This window comes from Agrobacterium rosae, from assembly GCF_002915175.1.
Lineage (GTDB): Bacteria > Pseudomonadota > Alphaproteobacteria > Rhizobiales > Rhizobiaceae > Agrobacterium > Agrobacterium rosae.
In genome coordinates this window covers 90,637-107,627 of the sequence record NZ_NXEJ01000011.1, presented here as the reverse complement: position 1 = coordinate 107,627, position 16,991 = coordinate 90,637, and the positions used below count along the sequence as shown (strand labels likewise).

Below are 16,991 nucleotides of genomic sequence, written 5' to 3'. Positions count from 1 at the left end.
ATAGATGTCAATCGAAATCTAATTGGAGATGGTCATGAGAGTGAGCCGAGCGCAGGCAGAGGAGAACCGGGATAGGGTTATCGATGTCGCAAGCCGTCTGTTTCGAGAGCATGGCTTCGATGGCATAGGGCTGAAGGACCTGATGAAAGGTGCTGGTCTCACCCAGGGCGCTTTCTACAAACAGTTCGCTTCCAAGGACGACCTCGCGGCACTGGCATCGGCGAGAGCCATGGAGAGCGCCACAATGAGATGGTCCGAAGCCGCCGCAAACAGCTCGGATCCGCTCGAAGCTGTCATGGACTTCTACCTGTCGACCGAACACCGGGGAGAAAAGACAGAAGGTTGTCCTTTGGTCGCTTTGGGATCGGACGCAGCTCGCCAGAACGCAGAGGTCAAGCAACCATTCGAGGACGGGATTCTCGCCCATTTCGATGTGCTGGAAAACCTGGTAGGCGGAGCCGGTGACCCGGAAGCCAGCCACAAGGCTATGGCGATCCTTTCCCTCATGGTGGGTGCGGTCACGCTTTCACGTCTTACGCAAGATGAGACCCTGTCTCAGGGCGTCTTGAAGTCAGCGGCTGGCGAGGTCCGGCGTATCGCAGGTCGGGCTAATACGCCCTGAAAAGCGGCCCAAACCTGAGATCCGTTGGGAGTGCCGCCATACGGCACCCCAAAAAGGTGCATTTGGCGATGTCTAACCATATGCGGCGCTAAGCCGATTTCTTCTTCTTTCGGCGGCGGGTTCCCGCGTCATTCCAGGTTCGCCTAGGTCACAGCGAGATATACCGTTCCGTGAAGAACAGCCAAAGCGCGAGCCGCGTATCTGTTCCTTGTCACGGAGGGGTTGTTCCGAATGTTCGAAGAAGACGGCCGCAAGGAGAACATACGCTCCTCTTCGCAAGTGCCATAGAAGCGGACATTCCGCTTTGAAAAGAGCTGCCTGTTAGCGGCACGATGATTGTGAAACGGCAACGACAACCTTCCCTTTCGCGCGTCCGGTCTCGACATGGGCCAAGGCCTCCGCCGTCTGCGCAAAGGAAAACACCTTGTCCACAACAGGACGGATGGCACCAACGTCGATCAGCTTGGCGATCTCCTGCAGTTGCTCACCTTCCGCCCGCATGAATAGGAAGGAATAGTCGACGCCCCGGCTCTTTGCCTTTTTCAGAATTCCTCTGCTGAGCATCCGCATCACAAGGCGCAGGATGAGGTTCAGCCGCAGGGATTTTGCGAAGGCGACGTCCGGCGGTCCGGAGATCGAGATCAGTTTACCGCCGGGCCTCAGTACATTCACCGACTTTGCTACCGCTTTGGCATCCTGGCTGTTCAGCACGAGATCATATCCCGAGAGCACCTGTTCGAAATCCTGTTTTTTGTAGTCGATGACCACATCCACGCCGAGGCTTTTGACAAGCTCGACATTTGCGGCACTGGTGGTGGTTGCCACGCTGGCACCAAGATGTTTGGCAAGTTGGATGGCGAATGTGCCAACACCGCCAGACCCAGCCTGGATAAACACCTTTTGACCGGGCTTGACCTTGCCCACCTCAACCAGCGCCTGCCACGCGGTTAATCCGACCAACGGGATCGAGGCAGCCTGCACCATGGAGAGGCTTTTCGGCTTCAGCGCCAGGTCTGCTGCGTCAACCGCTATCATTTCTGCGAAGGTGCCAGCCCTGTGATCCCGCGGACGGCCATAGACTTCGTCGCCTGCCTTGAACTGTTGGACATTGGCGCCGGCGCGGAGGACCGTGCCAGCCAGATCATGACCGAGGATGAAGGGCGGGCGATAGGGCAGGAACTGCTTGAATTCGCCGTCACGCAGCTTGGAATCGAGAAGGTTGATGGCTGCAGCCTCGATGCGAACCAGCACGTCATTGGCACCGATTTCAGGATCCGGCATGTCCGCAAGACGCAGGGGGTAATTCCTCTTGTATTTGTCGACGACGAAGGCTTTCACGGGTTTTCTCCGGTGTGAGACGATTATCGGGTCAGACCGCCGGGAAAGCCAGAGCTTTCAGCACGAACTCGGCATGGTAAGGCAAGATCGCACCTTGGCGGGCGTCGTCAAAGATCATCAAATCTCAGGCTATGTTGAATTGCTTGCGCAAGATACGATCAAACACCGCACGCGGAAGAAAACGCCGAGCGAATGAAGTCTCTCGGGCAGTCTTGCCCGAGGGGTAGCGCAAGCGCGGCGTCTTAGTCTGTGCTGCGGTAAGAATGGTCGTGGCGACATCGTCTGCCGTGTCGCCGGCTGCCATGGCGGCATTGAACGCCGCTTGATATCGGGCGAATGTCTGACCATAGGCCGCAACAGGACGGTCGCCACGCGGCGAGTTGGCTTCGATGGACGTCTTCGTCGCCCATGGCTCAATGACGGCGACCCGAATGCCAAAAGGCCGCACTTCGTGATCGAGAGATTCGGAATAGCCCTCGATCGCATGCTTGCTCGCCGTATAATAGGCGCCGAAGGGACCAGGAATAAGCCCCACGACCGAGCCAATGTTCAGTATCCGCCCAAAACCCTGTTGACGCATGATCGGAAGAACTGCATTCGTCACCCGCACCACGCCCAGAAAATTTGTATCGAACAGCGCATGAACCTGCTCGATCGAGCTTTCTTCCGCAGCACCTGATATGGCGTATCCGGCATTGTTGACCAGGAGGTCGATTTGGCCGAGTTCTGCAAGTGCCAGCGACGCCGCGGCGGCAACGGAAGCGTCGGAGGTCACATCGCACGCGATCATGCGTATGCCGTCGCGGACCTCGTCGGGTAACGCCTTGCGGCTGGTGCCAATCACCCTGTAACCCGCGCGGTTGAGCGCCAATGCCGCCGCTTTGCCAATGCCGCTTGAGGCGCCGGTTACAAATGCAGTCTTCTGTCCTTTTGATGCAGAGGTCGCCATTGGCTTTCTTCTCGATTTGGTGCGCGACATCCGTACGCGCAGCCTTGGGAGTTGTCAGGAATTGATGGTGATCGACATGAGAGGGGCCGCGCCGAAGTATGGCCCCTGATGGCTCAACGACCGGAGGTCTTAGTAAAACGCGGATAGTCGGTGTAACCCGCAGCTCCACCGCCATAGAGCGTGGCCGGATTGATCTCAGCCAAGGGCGCACCGCTTTGCAGTCGCTCCACGAGATCGGGATTGGCGATGAAGGGGCGTCCGAAGGCAATGAGATCCGCACTGCCATCGGCCAGATGCGACGTCGCAAGCTTAAGATCAAAGCCATTGTTGGCGATGTAGATTTTGCTGAAGCGGCGGCGCAGCGACCCGTAATCGAAGGGCGCGACGTCGCGCGGGCCGCCGGTCGCACCTTCTACGACATGAATGTAGGCGATGCCGAGAGCATCGAGTTTATCAACGATGTAATCGTATTGCGTCTGGGGATCGCTACAGGAAATGCCGTTGGCGGGCGAGACCGGCGAAATGCGAATGCCTACGCGCTCCGCGCCGATCTCCTTCGCCACTGCGGCGGTGACTTCGAGCATGAGACGCGCGCGGTTTTCCACTGAGCCGCCATAGGCATCCGTTCGAACATTGGCACCGTCTTTTGCGAACTGCTCGAGCAGATAGCCATTGGCCCCGTGAACTTCAACACCGTCGAAACCGGCCTCGATGGCATTGGCTGCCGCCTTGCGGAAGTCGTTGACGATACCGGCTAGCTCATCAATCTCCAGGGCGCGTGGCTCGGACACATCGACGAAGCCATTGTTGACAAAGGTCTTGGTCGCAGTACGAATGGCCGAGGGCGCAACAGGCAGGCCGCCATTGGGCTGCAGGTCGACATGGCTGACGCGACCAACATGCCAGAGCTGCAGGAGGATGCGTCCACCCTTTGCGTGCACAGCGGTCGTCACCTTGCGCCAGCCGTCGATCTGGTCCTTCGTATAGATGCCGGGCGTGTCCTGATAGCCCTGGCCCTGCTGAGAAATCTGGGTGGCCTCGGAAATAATCAGCCCTGCAGACGCGCGCTGGGCGTAATATTCGGCTGTCAAGTCGCAGGGCACGAAGCCCGCGCCGGCACGATTGCGGGTGAGTGGTGCCATGACGATACGGTTTGCAAGCGTGATTGCGCCTAGACTGGAGGGTTCGAAGAGCGTGTTTTTTGTCATGATATCACTTTGATATTTCTTCTGGATCGGCGTGGGTTCATCGAGTTCTGAAAGCTCACACCGGCGTGCGATAGCGTTCGGCAGGAAGCGCATTGGCGAGATTGCCGAGCATGGCTTTGCGCGCGCCATCGAAGGCGTCCCACTGGCCGATCTCGTGCAGCGGCGGGATGGTCACCAGTTCGCGGCGGTCGAAACCGACAAGGGCTGCATCGACCAGATCACCCACTTCCATGACATGGTTCATGGCATTGACGTCGGCGCCGACGTGATCCCAGATTTCGGTCCGGGTCGTGGCGGGAAGCACCGCCTGAATGTAAACACCCTTCGGTCCGAGCTCTTGCGCAAGTCCCTGTGACAGGAAAAGGACGAAAGCCTTTGTCGCACCGTAGACGGTCATGCCGAATTCCGGGGCGAGGCCGACGACCGAACCGATATTGACGATCGCGCCTTCCCCTGCCTTGGCAAGACGGGGAGCAATAGCGCTGGAAAGCCTGACGAGCGCGATCGCGTTGAGCGCAACGAGCTTGGTCATGTCATCGACGCTCTGGTCGACGAAGCTTCCACCGATCGCCGTTCCGGCATTGTTGACGAGAATACCGATGCGCGCATCGTCGCGCAGTTGGGTCTCAACCTTTGCAAGATCCGCCGTCTGGGTGAGATCGGCCGGGAGGATGTCGACTGTCACGCCGGTTTCCTGGCGCAGGCGGCTTGCAAGCGTTTCCATGCGCACACCGTCTCGGGCGACCAGCACGAGATCATGGCCGCGGCGTGCGAACCGTTCAGCATAGGTGGCACCGATACCAGTGGATGCACCGGTAATCAGGACTGCGGAAATTTGGCTCATTGGATTGCTCTTTTCTCTGATTGAACCTATATTCATGATCATCATCATGATTGGATTTAAATATGATCGCCATCATGTAAATGTCAACAGGCGTTGCGGAGAATTTTGAAAATGAAGGTCAGCCGAGAACAGATGGCAGAAAACCGTCGCAGGATTCTGGATGTCGCGAGCCGGTTGTTTAAAGACAAGGGGTTCGATGCGGTCAGTGTGGCCGAAGTCATGCAGGCAGCCGGACTAACACATGGCGGCTTTTACGGACACTTCACATCAAAAGACGATCTTGTGGCCCAGACGCTTGCACAGGCGCTAGCATCTGACAGTGTCGGAGACGGCGAGTTCAACAGTTTCGTACGTTCTTACCTCGCACCTCGTCATCGGGATAATCCCGGCAACGGCTGCCCGACAGCAGGCCTCGCTGCCGCTATTCGTCACCAGACGCCTGCCGCAAAAGCCGTCATGACAGAAGGGCTGCGCACCCAGATCGCGCGCATTGAGCAGGCGTTGCCGGAGCAAGGTGCAGCCGAAAAGCGACGTGCGGCGATAGGAAGCTGGGCCGCAATGGTGGGAGCCGTCATCCTCGCCCGTGCTGTCGATGATCCCGAATTGTCGGACGAGGTTCTCGAGCAGACCCGCACATGGATCGACACCCGTGTCGGCTGAGGCGTCAGAGAGCGCACAATCTGCGCATTCGATCCGGTAGAGGCCAAAGCTCACCACAACGAGGAACGATCTCCCTGGAAACATCTGGTCTGCCGCAACCCAACGTTACCCCTTCGATCGCAACACTCAGGCACGAAAATTATGGATTAGAGAACCATGAGGCAAACGTGCGCTTCAAGGAAACAAGCGAACCCCACGTGTTGGATGAGATAAAAGCGCATGGAAAAGGATCTTTCGCCCCCTACGATGTCTACATCTCGCAGCCTGACAAAAACCGATAACGAGGTCGTCGGAAGCTTGAGTGAGCTTTACGCCCTATCACGCACCAAACTTCCCATCACCAGATCGACATGTGACTCGACATACTCGTTGAGATGAAGATCGTGACGGCCGCCGCGGATCAGTATTTCGACGGCCATGGCCATGATGGGGGAAAAGAGGATGCGGGCGGATGCGCGGGAGCCTCCTGAGAACTCTCCGACGTCAACGCCTTCATCGAGGATCGTTTGCATTTGCACGAGCAACGGCTCAAAAAGTTCCTCTCGGTGCCTGTCTATGACATGAGGAAAGCGCTTTCCTTCCGATATGACGAAGCGCAACAACTCGGTGAGCCTTCGCTCTTCCAGCATGCCATCATAAAAAAGCAGAATCATCCCTCTTAGGCGATCTGCGCAGCTTCCTTTGAGCTGATTGATATCGGCAAGGATATCTTCGAAGGGTGTTGCAATGTGGCGGATCATTGCTGCGAAAAGTTCTTCCTTCGTCGAGAAGTAGACGTAGACAGTCCCTTTGGTCACCCCGACCCTCTCGGCAATGTCCTCAACCCGCGCAGACGTAAAGCCATGTTCGACAAACTCTTCAAACGCGGCTTCCAAAATCTGCGTCGGTCGAAGTGCCTTTTGCTCGGCGCGTGTCAGCCGTTTCATAATAACCCTTAACCATTTGCATTGCGACCATTCGACTCGCAAACAATTTCATTGACTGTCTGGTAAGTCAAATGTATCAGTTAATCATGATGGTTCAAGAGGCAATTTATGAGACGCTACGCAATAATCGCCTTTTTGGCGGCAACACTGCCAGGTTTGTCCGCCTGCGCGCCTGAAAAAGAAGCGCAGGAGAAACCTCTGCGACATGTAGAGGTGACCCGAGTTAAGACCCTTGAAATAGCAGATACAATCTCGACAACCGGCGAGATCAGTGCTCGTGTGCAGTCCGACCTGTCGTTCCGTGTCAGCGGTCAGATTGTCGAACGCCTCGTGGACGTCGGCCAGCATGTGTCAGATGGTCAGGTTCTGGCGCGCATAGACCCACAGGAACAAAAGGCCGATCTTCAAGTGGCATTGGCCACCCTTCAATCGGCGCAGGCCCAGCAGACCCAAGCCCAGCAGGCGTTCGACCGCCAGCAAAGCCTCTTCAACACAGGCGTTACCACCAGAGCAGCGCTAGATCAGGCACAGGAAACGCTGCTTACGGGCCAGGGCACCGTTCAATCGGCTCAGGCGCAGGTGGATACTGCTCGCGACGCGTTGGAGCAGACAGAACTGAAGGCCGATGCCGATGGCATCATTACTGTGCGAAGTGCGGAGGTCGGCCAGGTCGCTCAGGCCGCTCAACTCATATTCACGCTCGCCCACGACGGACCACGCGACGCCGTCATCAACGCTGATGAGACCACTCTCCTTGGGGGCGAAATCCAGAATGATGTCGTCGTCAGGATGATCTCAGGCGGAGAGCCGATAAAAGCGACGATAAGGGAGGTTTCACCGACGATCGATACCACCACCGGTACGATCCGCGTGAAGCTAGCACTGGATCCAGCGGCAGATGTTCGGCTCGGAAGTGTCGTTGTCGCAACGGCTCACTACAAGCCGGTCAGCACGATTCAGCTACCTTGGTCCGCGATGGCTTCGTCATCTGGTCAGCCTTCCGTTTGGATCATTGACCCCAAAAGCAACGCCGTATCCTTGCGCAAAATCGAAGTCGGCACCTATGTGAACGAGCATTTTTCGGTTCGATCGGGTCTGTCCGAGGGAGAAACTGTGGTCACTGATGGCACCAAGTTTCTGTCCATCGGCGAAATCGTGGCATACGAAGGAGCCGCACAATGAAATCCCCCCAAATTGCCCTTGCGTTATTGCTGACGACAACATTCCTCATGTCTTGCAAGAAGGAAGACGAAACGGTCGAAAAACCGAGACCCGTTCTTTCCGTTGTTGTAGAACCCGCCCCACAGGCGACACTTACCCTGCCCGGCACCGTCAATGCACGTTTAGAGACCCAATTCGGCTTTCGTATTCTTGGTCGTATCGTCGCTCGGAATGTACAGGTAGGCGACGTCGTCAAAAAGGGTGATGTCCTTGCCACGATAGATCCCCTCTCCCTGGAACTTGCCGTCAGAAGCTCGCAATCCGACCTTGCGAACGCCCAAGCCCAACTTGCAAACGCCGTGACCAACGAGAAGCGACAGCAAACGTTGTTCGAACGGCAGTCGGCGGCGAAAGCAACCTTTGAAACCGCGCAACAGGAGCGCGCGACGGCTGAAGCCAACGTGAACAAGGCGCAAGCCAATCTCGACAAGGCGAACGAACAGGTAGGCTACACCCGGCTCATCACCGAATTCGACGGCGTCGTCACAAGCACCTCTGCAGAGGTTGGCCAGGTCGTTTCTGCAGGGCAGAGCGTGGTAACCGTGGCACGACCCGACGAGCGTGATGCCGTCATCGACGTGCCTGAAGCTGCCGGTGCCTTGCTAAAGTCGGGTGCCGCATTCGATGTATCACTTCAGTTGGACCCGACGATCAAGGCCAAAGGCCTCGTTCGTGAAATCGCTCCCGAAGCGGACGATGCAACCCGCTCCAGACGGACGAAGCTGGCACTCCAGAACCCGCCTGAAGCGTTGCGACTGGGTTCGGTCATCACTGCAAGCGCGACAGTGGATGAGCATCCCGTTATCAGGTTACCGTCATCAGCCATCAGGCGTGATGGTTCAAAAGCTTTCGTGTGGGTCGTCGATAACAAAGCGGGCAAGGTTTCGTCTCGTGAGGTAACCCCGCAGGCGGGCTCGGTCCCTGGTGGGACAATCGTTATCTCCTCGGGGATCAATGCTGGCGACCGCATCGTGGTCGCAGGCGTCAACCAACTCAAAGACGGCCAGGCCGTTCGTGTCGAGCAGGAGAATGCCCAGTGAAATCGTTCAATCTTTCCGACTGGGCGCTCGATCACCGTTCGCTCGTCTGGTACTTCATGATCATCTTCATCATCGCAGGCACGTTCTCGTACCTGAATCTGGGCCGTGAAGAAGATCCGGACTTCACGATCAAGACGATGATCATCAATGCGCAATGGCCCGGTGCCTCCGCGGAAGAGGTGACGAAACAGGTCACCGACAGGATCGAAAAAAAGCTCCAGGAACTCGACGCTCTGGACTACACCCGCAGCGAGACCAAGGCGGGCCAGACGACGATCTATGTCGAACTTCTTGCAACCACCAAGGCCAAGGACGTCACCGGTAACTGGATCCGGGTCCGCAACATGGTGAACGACATCAAGGGGGACCTGCCGAGCGGGGTCCTCGGGCCAACCTTCAACGATACGTTCGGTGACGTTTACGGCAATATCTACGCGTTCACCTCGGATGGACTGTCCCAACGGCAGCTACGTGATCTCGTAGAAGACGCGCGCGAAAAGCTGCTGACCGTTCCAAACGCGGGTAAAATCGATGTTGTGGGTGAGCAGGATGAAGTCATTTATCTGGAGTTCTCGACCCGCAAGATCGCCGCGCTCGGCATTGATCGTCAATCGATCATCGATACCCTCCAAGCGCAAAACGCCGTGACACAGTCAGGCTTTGTCGATGCTGGCCCGGAACGTATCGCGCTGAGGGTTGGCGGTGCATTCCTGTCTGAGGAAAGCCTGAAGACGATCAATCTTCGCGTCAACGACCGCTATTTCCCTTTGACGGACATCGCCACCATCAAGCGCGGTTATGTCGATCCTCCCTCCTCTCTTTTCCGCTTCAAGGGTCAGCCTGCGATTGGACTGGCTATCGGCATGACACCGGGTGCAAACCTGCTGACGTTCGGCGAAAATCTGGATGCCGAAATGAAACGCGTCGTGGCCGATCTTCCCATCGGCGTCACCGTAGAGCGTGTGTCCGATCAGCCGGCGGTGGTCGAGGAGGCAGTGTCCGGCTTTACGACTGCACTGTTCGAAGCCATCGTCATCGTCCTGGCAATTAGCTTCATCAGCTTGGGCGTGCGCGCAGGCCTGGTGGTTGCGATCTCTATCCCGCTTGTTCTCGCCATAACGTTTGTTGTGATGGAATATACCGGCATCTCGCTTCAGCGCATTTCGCTTGGCGCGCTTATCATCGCCCTCGGGCTTCTGGTGGACGACGCAATGATCGCGGTCGAAATGATGGTATCTCGGCTTGAGGTGGGCGATAATCTGCGAAAAGCTGCCACCTATGTCTATACGTCCACTGCATTTCCGATGCTGACAGGCACGCTCGTCACGGTGGCAGGCTTTATTCCGATTGGCCTCAACAGCAGCGCTGCTGGCGAATTCACTTTCACACTCTTCGTTGTCATTGCTGTATCGCTCGTGGTGTCATGGATTGTCGCGGTGGTCTTTACGCCGCTGCTTGGCGTCGTCATCTTGCCGAAAACCATGAAGTCGCACCATGACAAGAAGGGGCGCGTTGCAAGCGCATTTGCTTGGTTACTTCGCCTGGCGATGCGGTGGCGCTGGATAACGATCGGGGCAACGGTCGCCGTTTTCGCCCTCTCTATCGGCGGGCTTGGCTTGGTCCAGCAGCAGTTTTTTCCAGCCTCCGACCGTGTTGAACTGGTGATTGACTGGAGCCTGCCGCAAAACAGTACCCTGGCCGAAACGAACAGGCAGATGGCTCAGTTCGAAAAGGAAAAACTCGTCGGTAATGGCGATATAGATCACTGGTCAACCTATGTCGGTGAAGGGGCGCCTCGCTTCATCCTGTCTTACGATGTGCAGAGCCCGTCGGCATGGTTTGGCCAGATTGTTATCGTTGCGAAGGATCTGGAGGCCAGAAACCGCCTCAGAGGTGATCTTCAGGCTTACCTCGCCAAGACATTTCCCGGCACCGACGCGTTTGTAAAGCTTCTGGATATCGGACCGCCGGTTGGGAAGCCCGTACAGTACCGTCTCAGCGGACCGGATGTACAAAAGGTCCGCCAACTTGCGCAGCAATTCGGCACCATCGTCAATGCCAATCCGCTTTTGTCCAACATGGCTTATGACTGGAACGAACCCACACGCGTCGTAAAGGTTGATGTTCTGCAGGATAAGGCCCGACAACTGGGAGTTTCCTCGCAGGATATTGCGACGGTTCTCAACGACGTCGTCGAGGGAACTTCGGCAACTCAGGTCAGAGATGACATTTATCTGATTGATGTTGTCGGCCGAGCCGAAGATGTGGAGCGTGGCTCGATAGAAACGCTGAGGAACCTGCAGTTGGCTGGCTCGAACGGAAAGTCCGTTCCTCTTTCTGCCGTCGCGAAATTTCACTATGAACTCGAGCAGCCCATGATTGGCCGCAGAGACCGCATGCCAACAATCACGCTGAAGGCAGCCGTCATCGGACCCACGCAGCCAGCGACGATCGTTGAACAGTTGAAGCCAGCAGTCGAAAAGTTCTCCGCTTCTCTTCCAGCCGGTTACAAGGTGGAAAATGGCGGCTCGGTTGAATCGAGTGGAGAGGCTCAAGGACCAATCGCGGCCGTGTTCCCGATGATGCTTCTGGCAATGGCAACGATCCTTATGTTCCAGTTGCAGAATTTCAGTCGATTGTTTCTGGTCTTCGCTGTCGCCCCGCTGGCACTCATTGGCGTCGTTGCGGCGCTCTTGCTCAGCAACGCGCCCATGGGGTTTGTCGCCATTCTCGGCATTCTAGCACTGATCGGCATTCTGATCAGAAACTCCGTCATTCTTATCGTGCAGATCGAGCATCTCAGAGAAGAAGGCGTCAGTCCCTGGCGTGCGGTCATCGAAGCAACGGAGCACCGCATGCGGCCAATCATGTTGACGGCTGCGGCAGCAACACTTGCATTGATTCCCATCTCGCGCGAAATTTTCTGGGGACCCATGGCCTACGCGATGATGGGTGGGATTGTCGTGGGAACGGTTCTTACGCTTCTATTCCTGCCTGCACTCTATGTTGCCTGGTTCCGAATTCCACGCGAAGACGAAACCGAGGCGACGCAGAAGCCTGCGGCTGTTTGAATTCAACGAGGGCGCGTTAGCGCCCTCCTCCCTTTGGTCCTTCTTTGAAGCGAAGCATTTATGTTTCTTTTTCCATCAAGCGATTATCGCTGCTCGCCCGCTGTATTAGCGATTGTCGCCACAGTGTTGATATTGTCCGGATGTGTGTCTCGCCCGACAACAGAGGTTCTGCAACCCGTCGTTTTAAAGACAGACCCAGGCCAAAAAGTCAGCATCCTCTCTGTTACAAACCGCGACCGCCAAAGCAAAGACAACTCCTTTGGCAATCGTTGGGCATCAGACGTCCATTATGATCGCTTCGTTTTCTCAATCCCGCCAGAGAGAAAAGGCGCGGCAATTACCTACCCCTCGAGCAAGCCGGATGCCAAGCGGCAGTTCATCGTTACGAACCGCGAGACGCTGTCACGTGATCAACTTGTAATGGACGCCACCGCATCGTCAAAGTTCGATGGCACGGTCTCCGTGTTCGTGCATGGCTACAATTACTCCTATCAGGAAGCATTGTTCCGAACCGCGCAGATGTCAGCCGATGCCGTCTCCATGAGCCCCCCAATCATGTTTTCCTGGCCGTCCTCGGCAAGCGTAACAGGTTACGTCGCAGACAAGGATGCAGTTTTATATTCCCGCACCGAGCTAGATGCCCTTCTTAAAGCGCTTGCGAATACACCAAGGATAAAGAGGATTGTTCTGTTCGGGCACAGCATGGGCGGCTTTCTCTCCATGGAAGTCGCAAGACAACTCAAGCTTCAGGGCCACGACGACGTTCTCGCAAAGCTCCAGATCGTCCTCGCCGCCCCCGATATTGATGTCGATGTCTTCAAATCGCAGCTCAAGGACATAGGCCGCATTCCAAACCCGGTGACGTTGCTGGTGTCGAAATCGGACAATGCGCTGAGCATTTCGAGTTTTGTCGGAGGCGAGCGACCACGCATCGGGCTTCTCGATATCAATGACCCGGTCATTCAACAAACCGCCAAAGCCGAACATCTGACGGTGATCGACATTTCCTCCCTGCAATCCTCGGACGGCCTCGGCCACGACCGTTATGCCTCGCTCGCCCGTTTTGCAGGGGATATCGACAAGGCCGATGCACGGATGCGCAGCAACGGTGGAAACATAGGTGCTTTCGTGTTCGATGCCGCAGGCGCTGCCGTGGCGAGCCCCTTCAAACTCGCCGGGCAGATAGCACGCCAATGATGCGAACGTCGGAGACTGAAGCGTTCGAACAACATTGCATCCGGCTGCTCCGAACCAGAACAGAAATTTTAATCGCCAGATAAGCCCTGAAATGTGCGAGCATCACTCTCGTCATGCTGGCCGCTTGGTTCACATCCGATCTAAGAGACCGCGACCAGCCAGATTGCGAATGAGCGCCCCGACGCCAAAAGTCCATTGTGGGCAAACATCGGTGCGCTCAACCCAATTCACCAGCCGGCCGAGTTTAGCGGTGGAGATTTCCACGCGATCGCCGACCTCATGGGTAAAGCCTTCGCCGGCACCGCGGCGGTCTTTCACAGGCGCAAACATCGTGCCCAAAAACAGAACCGCTCCATCGGGGTACTGGTGGCTGCGGTTCATGAGTTGCGCGGCAAGGCTTTCAGGTGAACGGCTGATTGCCTCCATCGGGCTTTCACCCGTCATTTTAAATCCATCCTCGCCATGCACTTCAAGACCGACACGGACGCGGCGCAGGTCTTCCATTGAGAAGCTGTCATCGAATAATCGTATGAAGGGACCAATCGAGCAGGAGGCGTTATTGTCCTTTGCCTTTCCTAGCAACAGGGCGGAGCGTCCCTCGACATCGCGCAAGTTCACGTCATTGCCGAGGGTGGCACCGACGATCGTGCCATCGGATCTTAGCACGAGGACGACTTCAGGCTCTGGATTATTCCATTGCGAAATCGGGTGAATGCCGACCAGATCGCCGCAACCGACAGAAGACATGGGCTGGGACTTGGTGAAGATTTCAGCATCCGGCCCGATGCCGACCTCGAGATATTGAGACCATAGCCCCATATCCTGAAGCAGCTTTTTAACAGCCGCTGCCTGTTCCGAACCGGCCACCAGCCCACGCAGGCTATCACCAAGAACCGGCGCAAGCTTGACGCGGATATCCTGGGCGCGGCGCGGATCGCCCTTCGCCTGCTCCTCGATGACACGTTCCAACATGCTGTCTGCAAACGTCACACCGGCGGCCTTGATGGCCTGAAGATCGATAGGCGCTAGAATTTTACCGGCTTCGCCAGAGAGGAAGCCTTGCAGGTCACCGAGATCTGTCAGATCACGGGGTTGGCGCAGATGGTCTACGAGGTTTTCCGTTTCCATTAGACCGGACATCGTAGCAGCGATGCTGGTCGAATCCAGAACGCGATCACCAGAAATCAGCACGGGGCACGGCCCGCCCTTTGCGTTCGACCAGACGCGCCCGACCAAAAGAGCATTGGCGGCATCCTCCGGCAAGACGGACTCTGCGCGCAGCACACGTTCGGATTTCAAAGTTAGTCCTCCACATTGTCAGGTAAAACCGCGCCCTCCAGCGAAGCTTTTACCATTGCCAGGATGTCTGACAATTCTCCCTGATCATGTCTATTAGGGCTTACTCGTCATGTCCAGCGTTCGACAATCCAGTTATGCACTTTCGAGCGGCAGAAATGATGGTGCTTCATGCTCGAAGACGGATTTTTCACTTGGCGACCGATACTTTCTAATATATTGTTCATTAATAGAAATATATTCTTCCAAATCATTCAAAAATAGGCGAAAAATCGTGACACGTGTTGATCGCAAGAATGACAAAAGGTCTTCTTTTCTGACTAGAGGGATCGCACTATGACATTGGAATGCCTCGCGACACCACCTCTGACACCCCTGCCCGCCTGTGAAGATCGTGATTGGGCCAGACGCGCTATCGGTATCCTTCAGGGCGATGGTCGTCGCTCGGCGGACACGCATCTCGTCAAGCCTGTTTTTAAGGGGCTAAGAGGCATTTCGATCTATCTGAAAGACGAATCGACACACCCAACCGGCAGTCTCAAGCACCGTCTGGCGCGCTCGCTGTTTCTTTACGGCATCTGCAACGGCAAGATTGCGCAGGGAACGACGCTCGTAGAAGCCTCGTCGGGTTCGACGGCGGTCAGCGAAGCCTATTTTGCCCATCTTCTGGACTTGCCCTTCATTGCTGTCATGCCGCACTCGACCAGTCCGCAGAAGGTCGAAGCCATCGAACGTTTCGGCGGAAGGTGTCACTTTGTCGACAAGCCATCCGAAGTTTATACCGTTGCGGAACGACTGGCTGCCGAAGCGGGCGGGCATTATCTCGACCAGTTCACCTATGCCGAACGCGCAACCGACTGGCGTGGCAACAACAACATTGCCGACTCGATTTTCGAGCAAATGAAGAGTGAAGAACATCCGGAGCCGGAATGGGTGGTCATGAATGCGGGAACGGGCGGCACATCAGCCACGATTGGTCGTTTTATCCGCTACCGTAATCTGCGCACCCGCCTGTGTGTGGTGGATGTAGAGCATTCGGCTTTTCACGCGTCCTACATGACCGGTGATCGTAACGTCACCTGCCCAACACCATCACGTATTGAAGGCGTCGGACGCCCGAGAGTGGAGCCTTCTTTCATTCCCGGCGTCATCGATCACATGATCAAGATACCGGATGCAGCCTCAATCGCGGCAATGCATGTTCTGTCAGAGCGGCTGTTTCGACGCGTCGGCGGCTCAACGGGCACAAACTTTTTCGGGCTATGCTGGATTGCCGCCGCGATGATGAAGGAGGGCAAGGAAGGCTCGCTCGTTTCCTTGATCTGCGATAGCGGAGACCGCTACGCAGCCACTTACTACAACGCCGACTGGCTGGAAAAAAACGGCATCAACATCACCCCATACCGGGAGATGCTGGAAACCTTCATCGACAGCGGTGAATTCAAGGATCTGAGTGGCGCGGGACTAGCCTGAGACGCGCCAACTCCTCGGTAAGCCAATCCCGTCGAAGAGCCTGCCTTTCCTCAGACCCTTCGGCCATCCGCGCCGAAGACATGGGCATTGGCAAGATCGAAGGAGAGCGGCACGGTTTCACCCATCCGCAATGACTTCTGTCCCTCCAGCAAAACCGTGACCGGCTGACCATCTGCGGTATTGGTGTAAAGGACCGTCGAACCACCCAAGTGTTCGACCAACTGTATGTTGCCCTGACCGAGACTGGCGGATTGCGTCTGGGCCTGGATATGCTCTGGTCGAACACCCAAGGTTAGGGCCTCGCCATCCTTTGCGTCCAGCGGACGCTCCAGAACGATGTGCTGGCCCGCAATCTCGATTGTGCGACGCGACGTATCGGATACCACCAGCTTTGCGGCCAGAAAATTCATCTTCGGAGAGCCGATGAACCCGGCAACGAACTGGTTGGCCGGATGATTGTAGAGATCCAGCGGCCGCCCCACCTGCATGATGCGCCCTTCACGCAGGACAACGATCTTGTCAGCCATGGTCATAGCCTCCACCTGATCGTGCGTCACATAGATCATGGTGCTGCCAAGGGTTTGGTGAAGCTTGGCGATTTCAACGCGCATCTGCACGCGCAATTCCGCATCGAGGTTGGAAAGCGGTTCATCGAACAGGAATATCTTTGGTTCGCGCACGATGGCACGACCAATCGCAACACGCTGGCGTTGTCCGCCTGAGAGCGCTTTGGGCTTGCGTTGCAACAACGGGTTTATCTGCAGAATATCTGCCGCTTTTTTGACGCGGGCCTCAATCTCAGGCTTTTTATAGCCAGCCGTTTCCAGCCCGAAGGCAAGGTTTTTGTAGACACTCATATGCGGGTAAAGTGCATAGGACTGGAACACCATAGCGATGCCACGTTTGGAGGCGGCTGTTTCGTTGACCCGCTCTCCATCGATGCGCAAATCGCCCTCCGATATCTCTTCCAAACCTGCAATCATGCGCAAGAGCGTCGATTTTCCGCAGCCGGATGGACCGACGAAGACCGTGAACTCTCCCGGCTCTATCTGAAGATCGATACCGTGCACGACCGGAAACGCGCCGAAACGCTTGACGATTTTTTCTAGAGTAATGCTGCTTGCCATACCGTTCCTCCCGACAGAC

Annotated in this window: 14 protein-coding genes; 7 read left to right on the top strand and 7 right to left on the bottom strand. The window is 56.3% G+C overall.

What is annotated here, in order from left to right:
• Nucleotides 1–34: 34 nt before the first annotated feature.
• Nucleotides 35–622 carry a TetR/AcrR family transcriptional regulator gene (locus CPJ18_RS22610; RefSeq protein ID WP_103660096.1) on the top strand — a complete coding sequence of 196 codons (588 nt, stop codon included), beginning with the start codon at nt 35–37 and terminating at the stop codon, nt 620–622.
• Nucleotides 623–943: 321 nt separating this feature from the next.
• On the opposite strand, the gene CPJ18_RS22605 is transcribed toward CPJ18_RS22610, so the two are convergent.
• From CPJ18_RS22605 to CPJ18_RS22590, 4 genes are all read right to left on the bottom strand, one after another.
• Nucleotides 944–1,960: an NADP-dependent oxidoreductase gene (locus CPJ18_RS22605; protein ID WP_103660084.1), complete on the bottom strand. Its 1,017-nt coding sequence runs from the start codon at nt 1,958–1,960 to the stop codon at nt 944–946.
• A gap of 124 nt (nt 1,961–2,084) precedes the next feature.
• A complete protein-coding gene (locus tag CPJ18_RS22600) occupies nt 2,085–2,909 on the bottom strand; it encodes an oxidoreductase (protein WP_103660095.1) in 825 nt (274 codons plus the stop codon).
• A 113-nt stretch (nt 2,910–3,022) separates the two neighbouring features.
• Nucleotides 3,023–4,117, bottom strand: coding sequence for an alkene reductase (locus CPJ18_RS22595; protein ID WP_103660094.1), 1,095 nt, complete (start codon nt 4,115–4,117; stop codon nt 3,023–3,025).
• Between the two features lie 55 nt (nt 4,118–4,172).
• Entirely contained in the window at nt 4,173–4,961 is a 789-nt protein-coding gene (locus CPJ18_RS22590) for an SDR family NAD(P)-dependent oxidoreductase (protein ID WP_103586476.1), read from the bottom strand.
• A 111-nt stretch (nt 4,962–5,072) separates the two neighbouring features.
• Between CPJ18_RS22590 and CPJ18_RS22585 the strand changes: the two genes are divergently transcribed.
• Nucleotides 5,073–5,621: a TetR/AcrR family transcriptional regulator gene (locus CPJ18_RS22585; protein WP_077107360.1), complete on the top strand. Its 549-nt coding sequence runs from the start codon at nt 5,073–5,075 to the stop codon at nt 5,619–5,621.
• A gap of 308 nt (nt 5,622–5,929) precedes the next feature.
• On the opposite strand, the gene CPJ18_RS22580 is transcribed toward CPJ18_RS22585, so the two are convergent.
• Nucleotides 5,930–6,496 (bottom strand): TetR/AcrR family transcriptional regulator, encoded by a 567-nt coding sequence (locus CPJ18_RS22580; RefSeq protein ID WP_244910325.1) that lies wholly within the window; start codon nt 6,494–6,496, stop codon nt 5,930–5,932.
• Nucleotides 6,497–6,655: 159 nt separating this feature from the next.
• Between CPJ18_RS22580 and CPJ18_RS22575 the strand changes: the two genes are divergently transcribed.
• The 4 genes from CPJ18_RS22575 (at nt 6,656) to CPJ18_RS22560 (ending at nt 13,076) form a co-directional block, all read left to right on the top strand.
• The gene (locus CPJ18_RS22575) at nt 6,656–7,729 is read left to right on the top strand and encodes an efflux RND transporter periplasmic adaptor subunit (protein WP_077107358.1); all 1,074 of its coding nucleotides are present in this window, start codon (nt 6,656–6,658) and stop codon (nt 7,727–7,729) included.
• Nucleotides 7,726–8,808, top strand: coding sequence for an efflux RND transporter periplasmic adaptor subunit (locus tag CPJ18_RS22570; protein ID WP_077107357.1), 1,083 nt, complete (start codon nt 7,726–7,728; stop codon nt 8,806–8,808). The genes CPJ18_RS22575 and CPJ18_RS22570 overlap by 4 nt, the downstream gene beginning before the upstream one ends.
• The gene (locus CPJ18_RS22565) at nt 8,805–11,879 is read left to right on the top strand and encodes an efflux RND transporter permease subunit (RefSeq protein WP_103660083.1); all 3,075 of its coding nucleotides are present in this window, start codon (nt 8,805–8,807) and stop codon (nt 11,877–11,879) included. The genes CPJ18_RS22570 and CPJ18_RS22565 overlap by 4 nt, the downstream gene beginning before the upstream one ends.
• A gap of 144 nt (nt 11,880–12,023) precedes the next feature.
• Nucleotides 12,024–13,076 carry an alpha/beta hydrolase gene (locus CPJ18_RS22560; protein ID WP_244554307.1) on the top strand — a complete coding sequence of 351 codons (1,053 nt, stop codon included), beginning with the start codon at nt 12,024–12,026 and terminating at the stop codon, nt 13,074–13,076.
• Between the two features lie 129 nt (nt 13,077–13,205).
• Here the strand turns inward: CPJ18_RS22560 and CPJ18_RS22555 are convergent, their stop codons facing one another.
• A complete protein-coding gene (locus CPJ18_RS22555; protein ID WP_103660082.1) occupies nt 13,206–14,375 on the bottom strand; it encodes a fumarylacetoacetate hydrolase family protein in 1,170 nt (389 codons plus the stop codon).
• A 333-nt stretch (nt 14,376–14,708) separates the two neighbouring features.
• On the opposite strand from CPJ18_RS22555, the gene CPJ18_RS22550 reads away from it, so the two are divergent.
• Nucleotides 14,709–15,845, top strand: coding sequence for a PLP-dependent cysteine synthase family protein (locus tag CPJ18_RS22550; RefSeq protein WP_077106112.1), 1,137 nt, complete (start codon nt 14,709–14,711; stop codon nt 15,843–15,845).
• A gap of 50 nt (nt 15,846–15,895) precedes the next feature.
• On the opposite strand, the gene CPJ18_RS22545 is transcribed toward CPJ18_RS22550, so the two are convergent.
• Nucleotides 15,896–16,972, bottom strand: coding sequence for an ABC transporter ATP-binding protein (locus tag CPJ18_RS22545; RefSeq protein WP_077106111.1), 1,077 nt, complete (start codon nt 16,970–16,972; stop codon nt 15,896–15,898).
• Nucleotides 16,973–16,991: the final 19 nt, after the last annotated feature.

What these genes read in the sequence shown, in the direction of transcription:
- CPJ18_RS22595 (WP_103660094.1), bottom strand. Translation starts at nt 4,117, where the DNA reads ATGACAAAAAACACGCTCTTCGAACCCTCCAGTCTAGGCGCAATCACG.
- CPJ18_RS22590 (WP_103586476.1), bottom strand. Translation starts at nt 4,961, where the DNA reads ATGAGCCAAATTTCCGCAGTCCTGATTACCGGTGCATCCACTGGTATC.
- CPJ18_RS22610 (WP_103660096.1), top strand. Translation starts at nt 35, where the DNA reads ATGAGAGTGAGCCGAGCGCAGGCAGAGGAGAACCGGGATAGGGTTATC.
- CPJ18_RS22550 (WP_077106112.1), top strand. Translation starts at nt 14,709, where the DNA reads ATGACATTGGAATGCCTCGCGACACCACCTCTGACACCCCTGCCCGCC.
- CPJ18_RS22585 (WP_077107360.1), top strand. Translation starts at nt 5,073, where the DNA reads ATGAAGGTCAGCCGAGAACAGATGGCAGAAAACCGTCGCAGGATTCTG.
- CPJ18_RS22545 (WP_077106111.1), bottom strand. Translation starts at nt 16,972, where the DNA reads ATGGCAAGCAGCATTACTCTAGAAAAAATCGTCAAGCGTTTCGGCGCG.
- CPJ18_RS22575 (WP_077107358.1), top strand. Translation starts at nt 6,656, where the DNA reads ATGAGACGCTACGCAATAATCGCCTTTTTGGCGGCAACACTGCCAGGT.
- CPJ18_RS22570 (WP_077107357.1), top strand. Translation starts at nt 7,726, where the DNA reads ATGAAATCCCCCCAAATTGCCCTTGCGTTATTGCTGACGACAACATTC.
- CPJ18_RS22600 (WP_103660095.1), bottom strand. Translation starts at nt 2,909, where the DNA reads ATGGCGACCTCTGCATCAAAAGGACAGAAGACTGCATTTGTAACCGGC.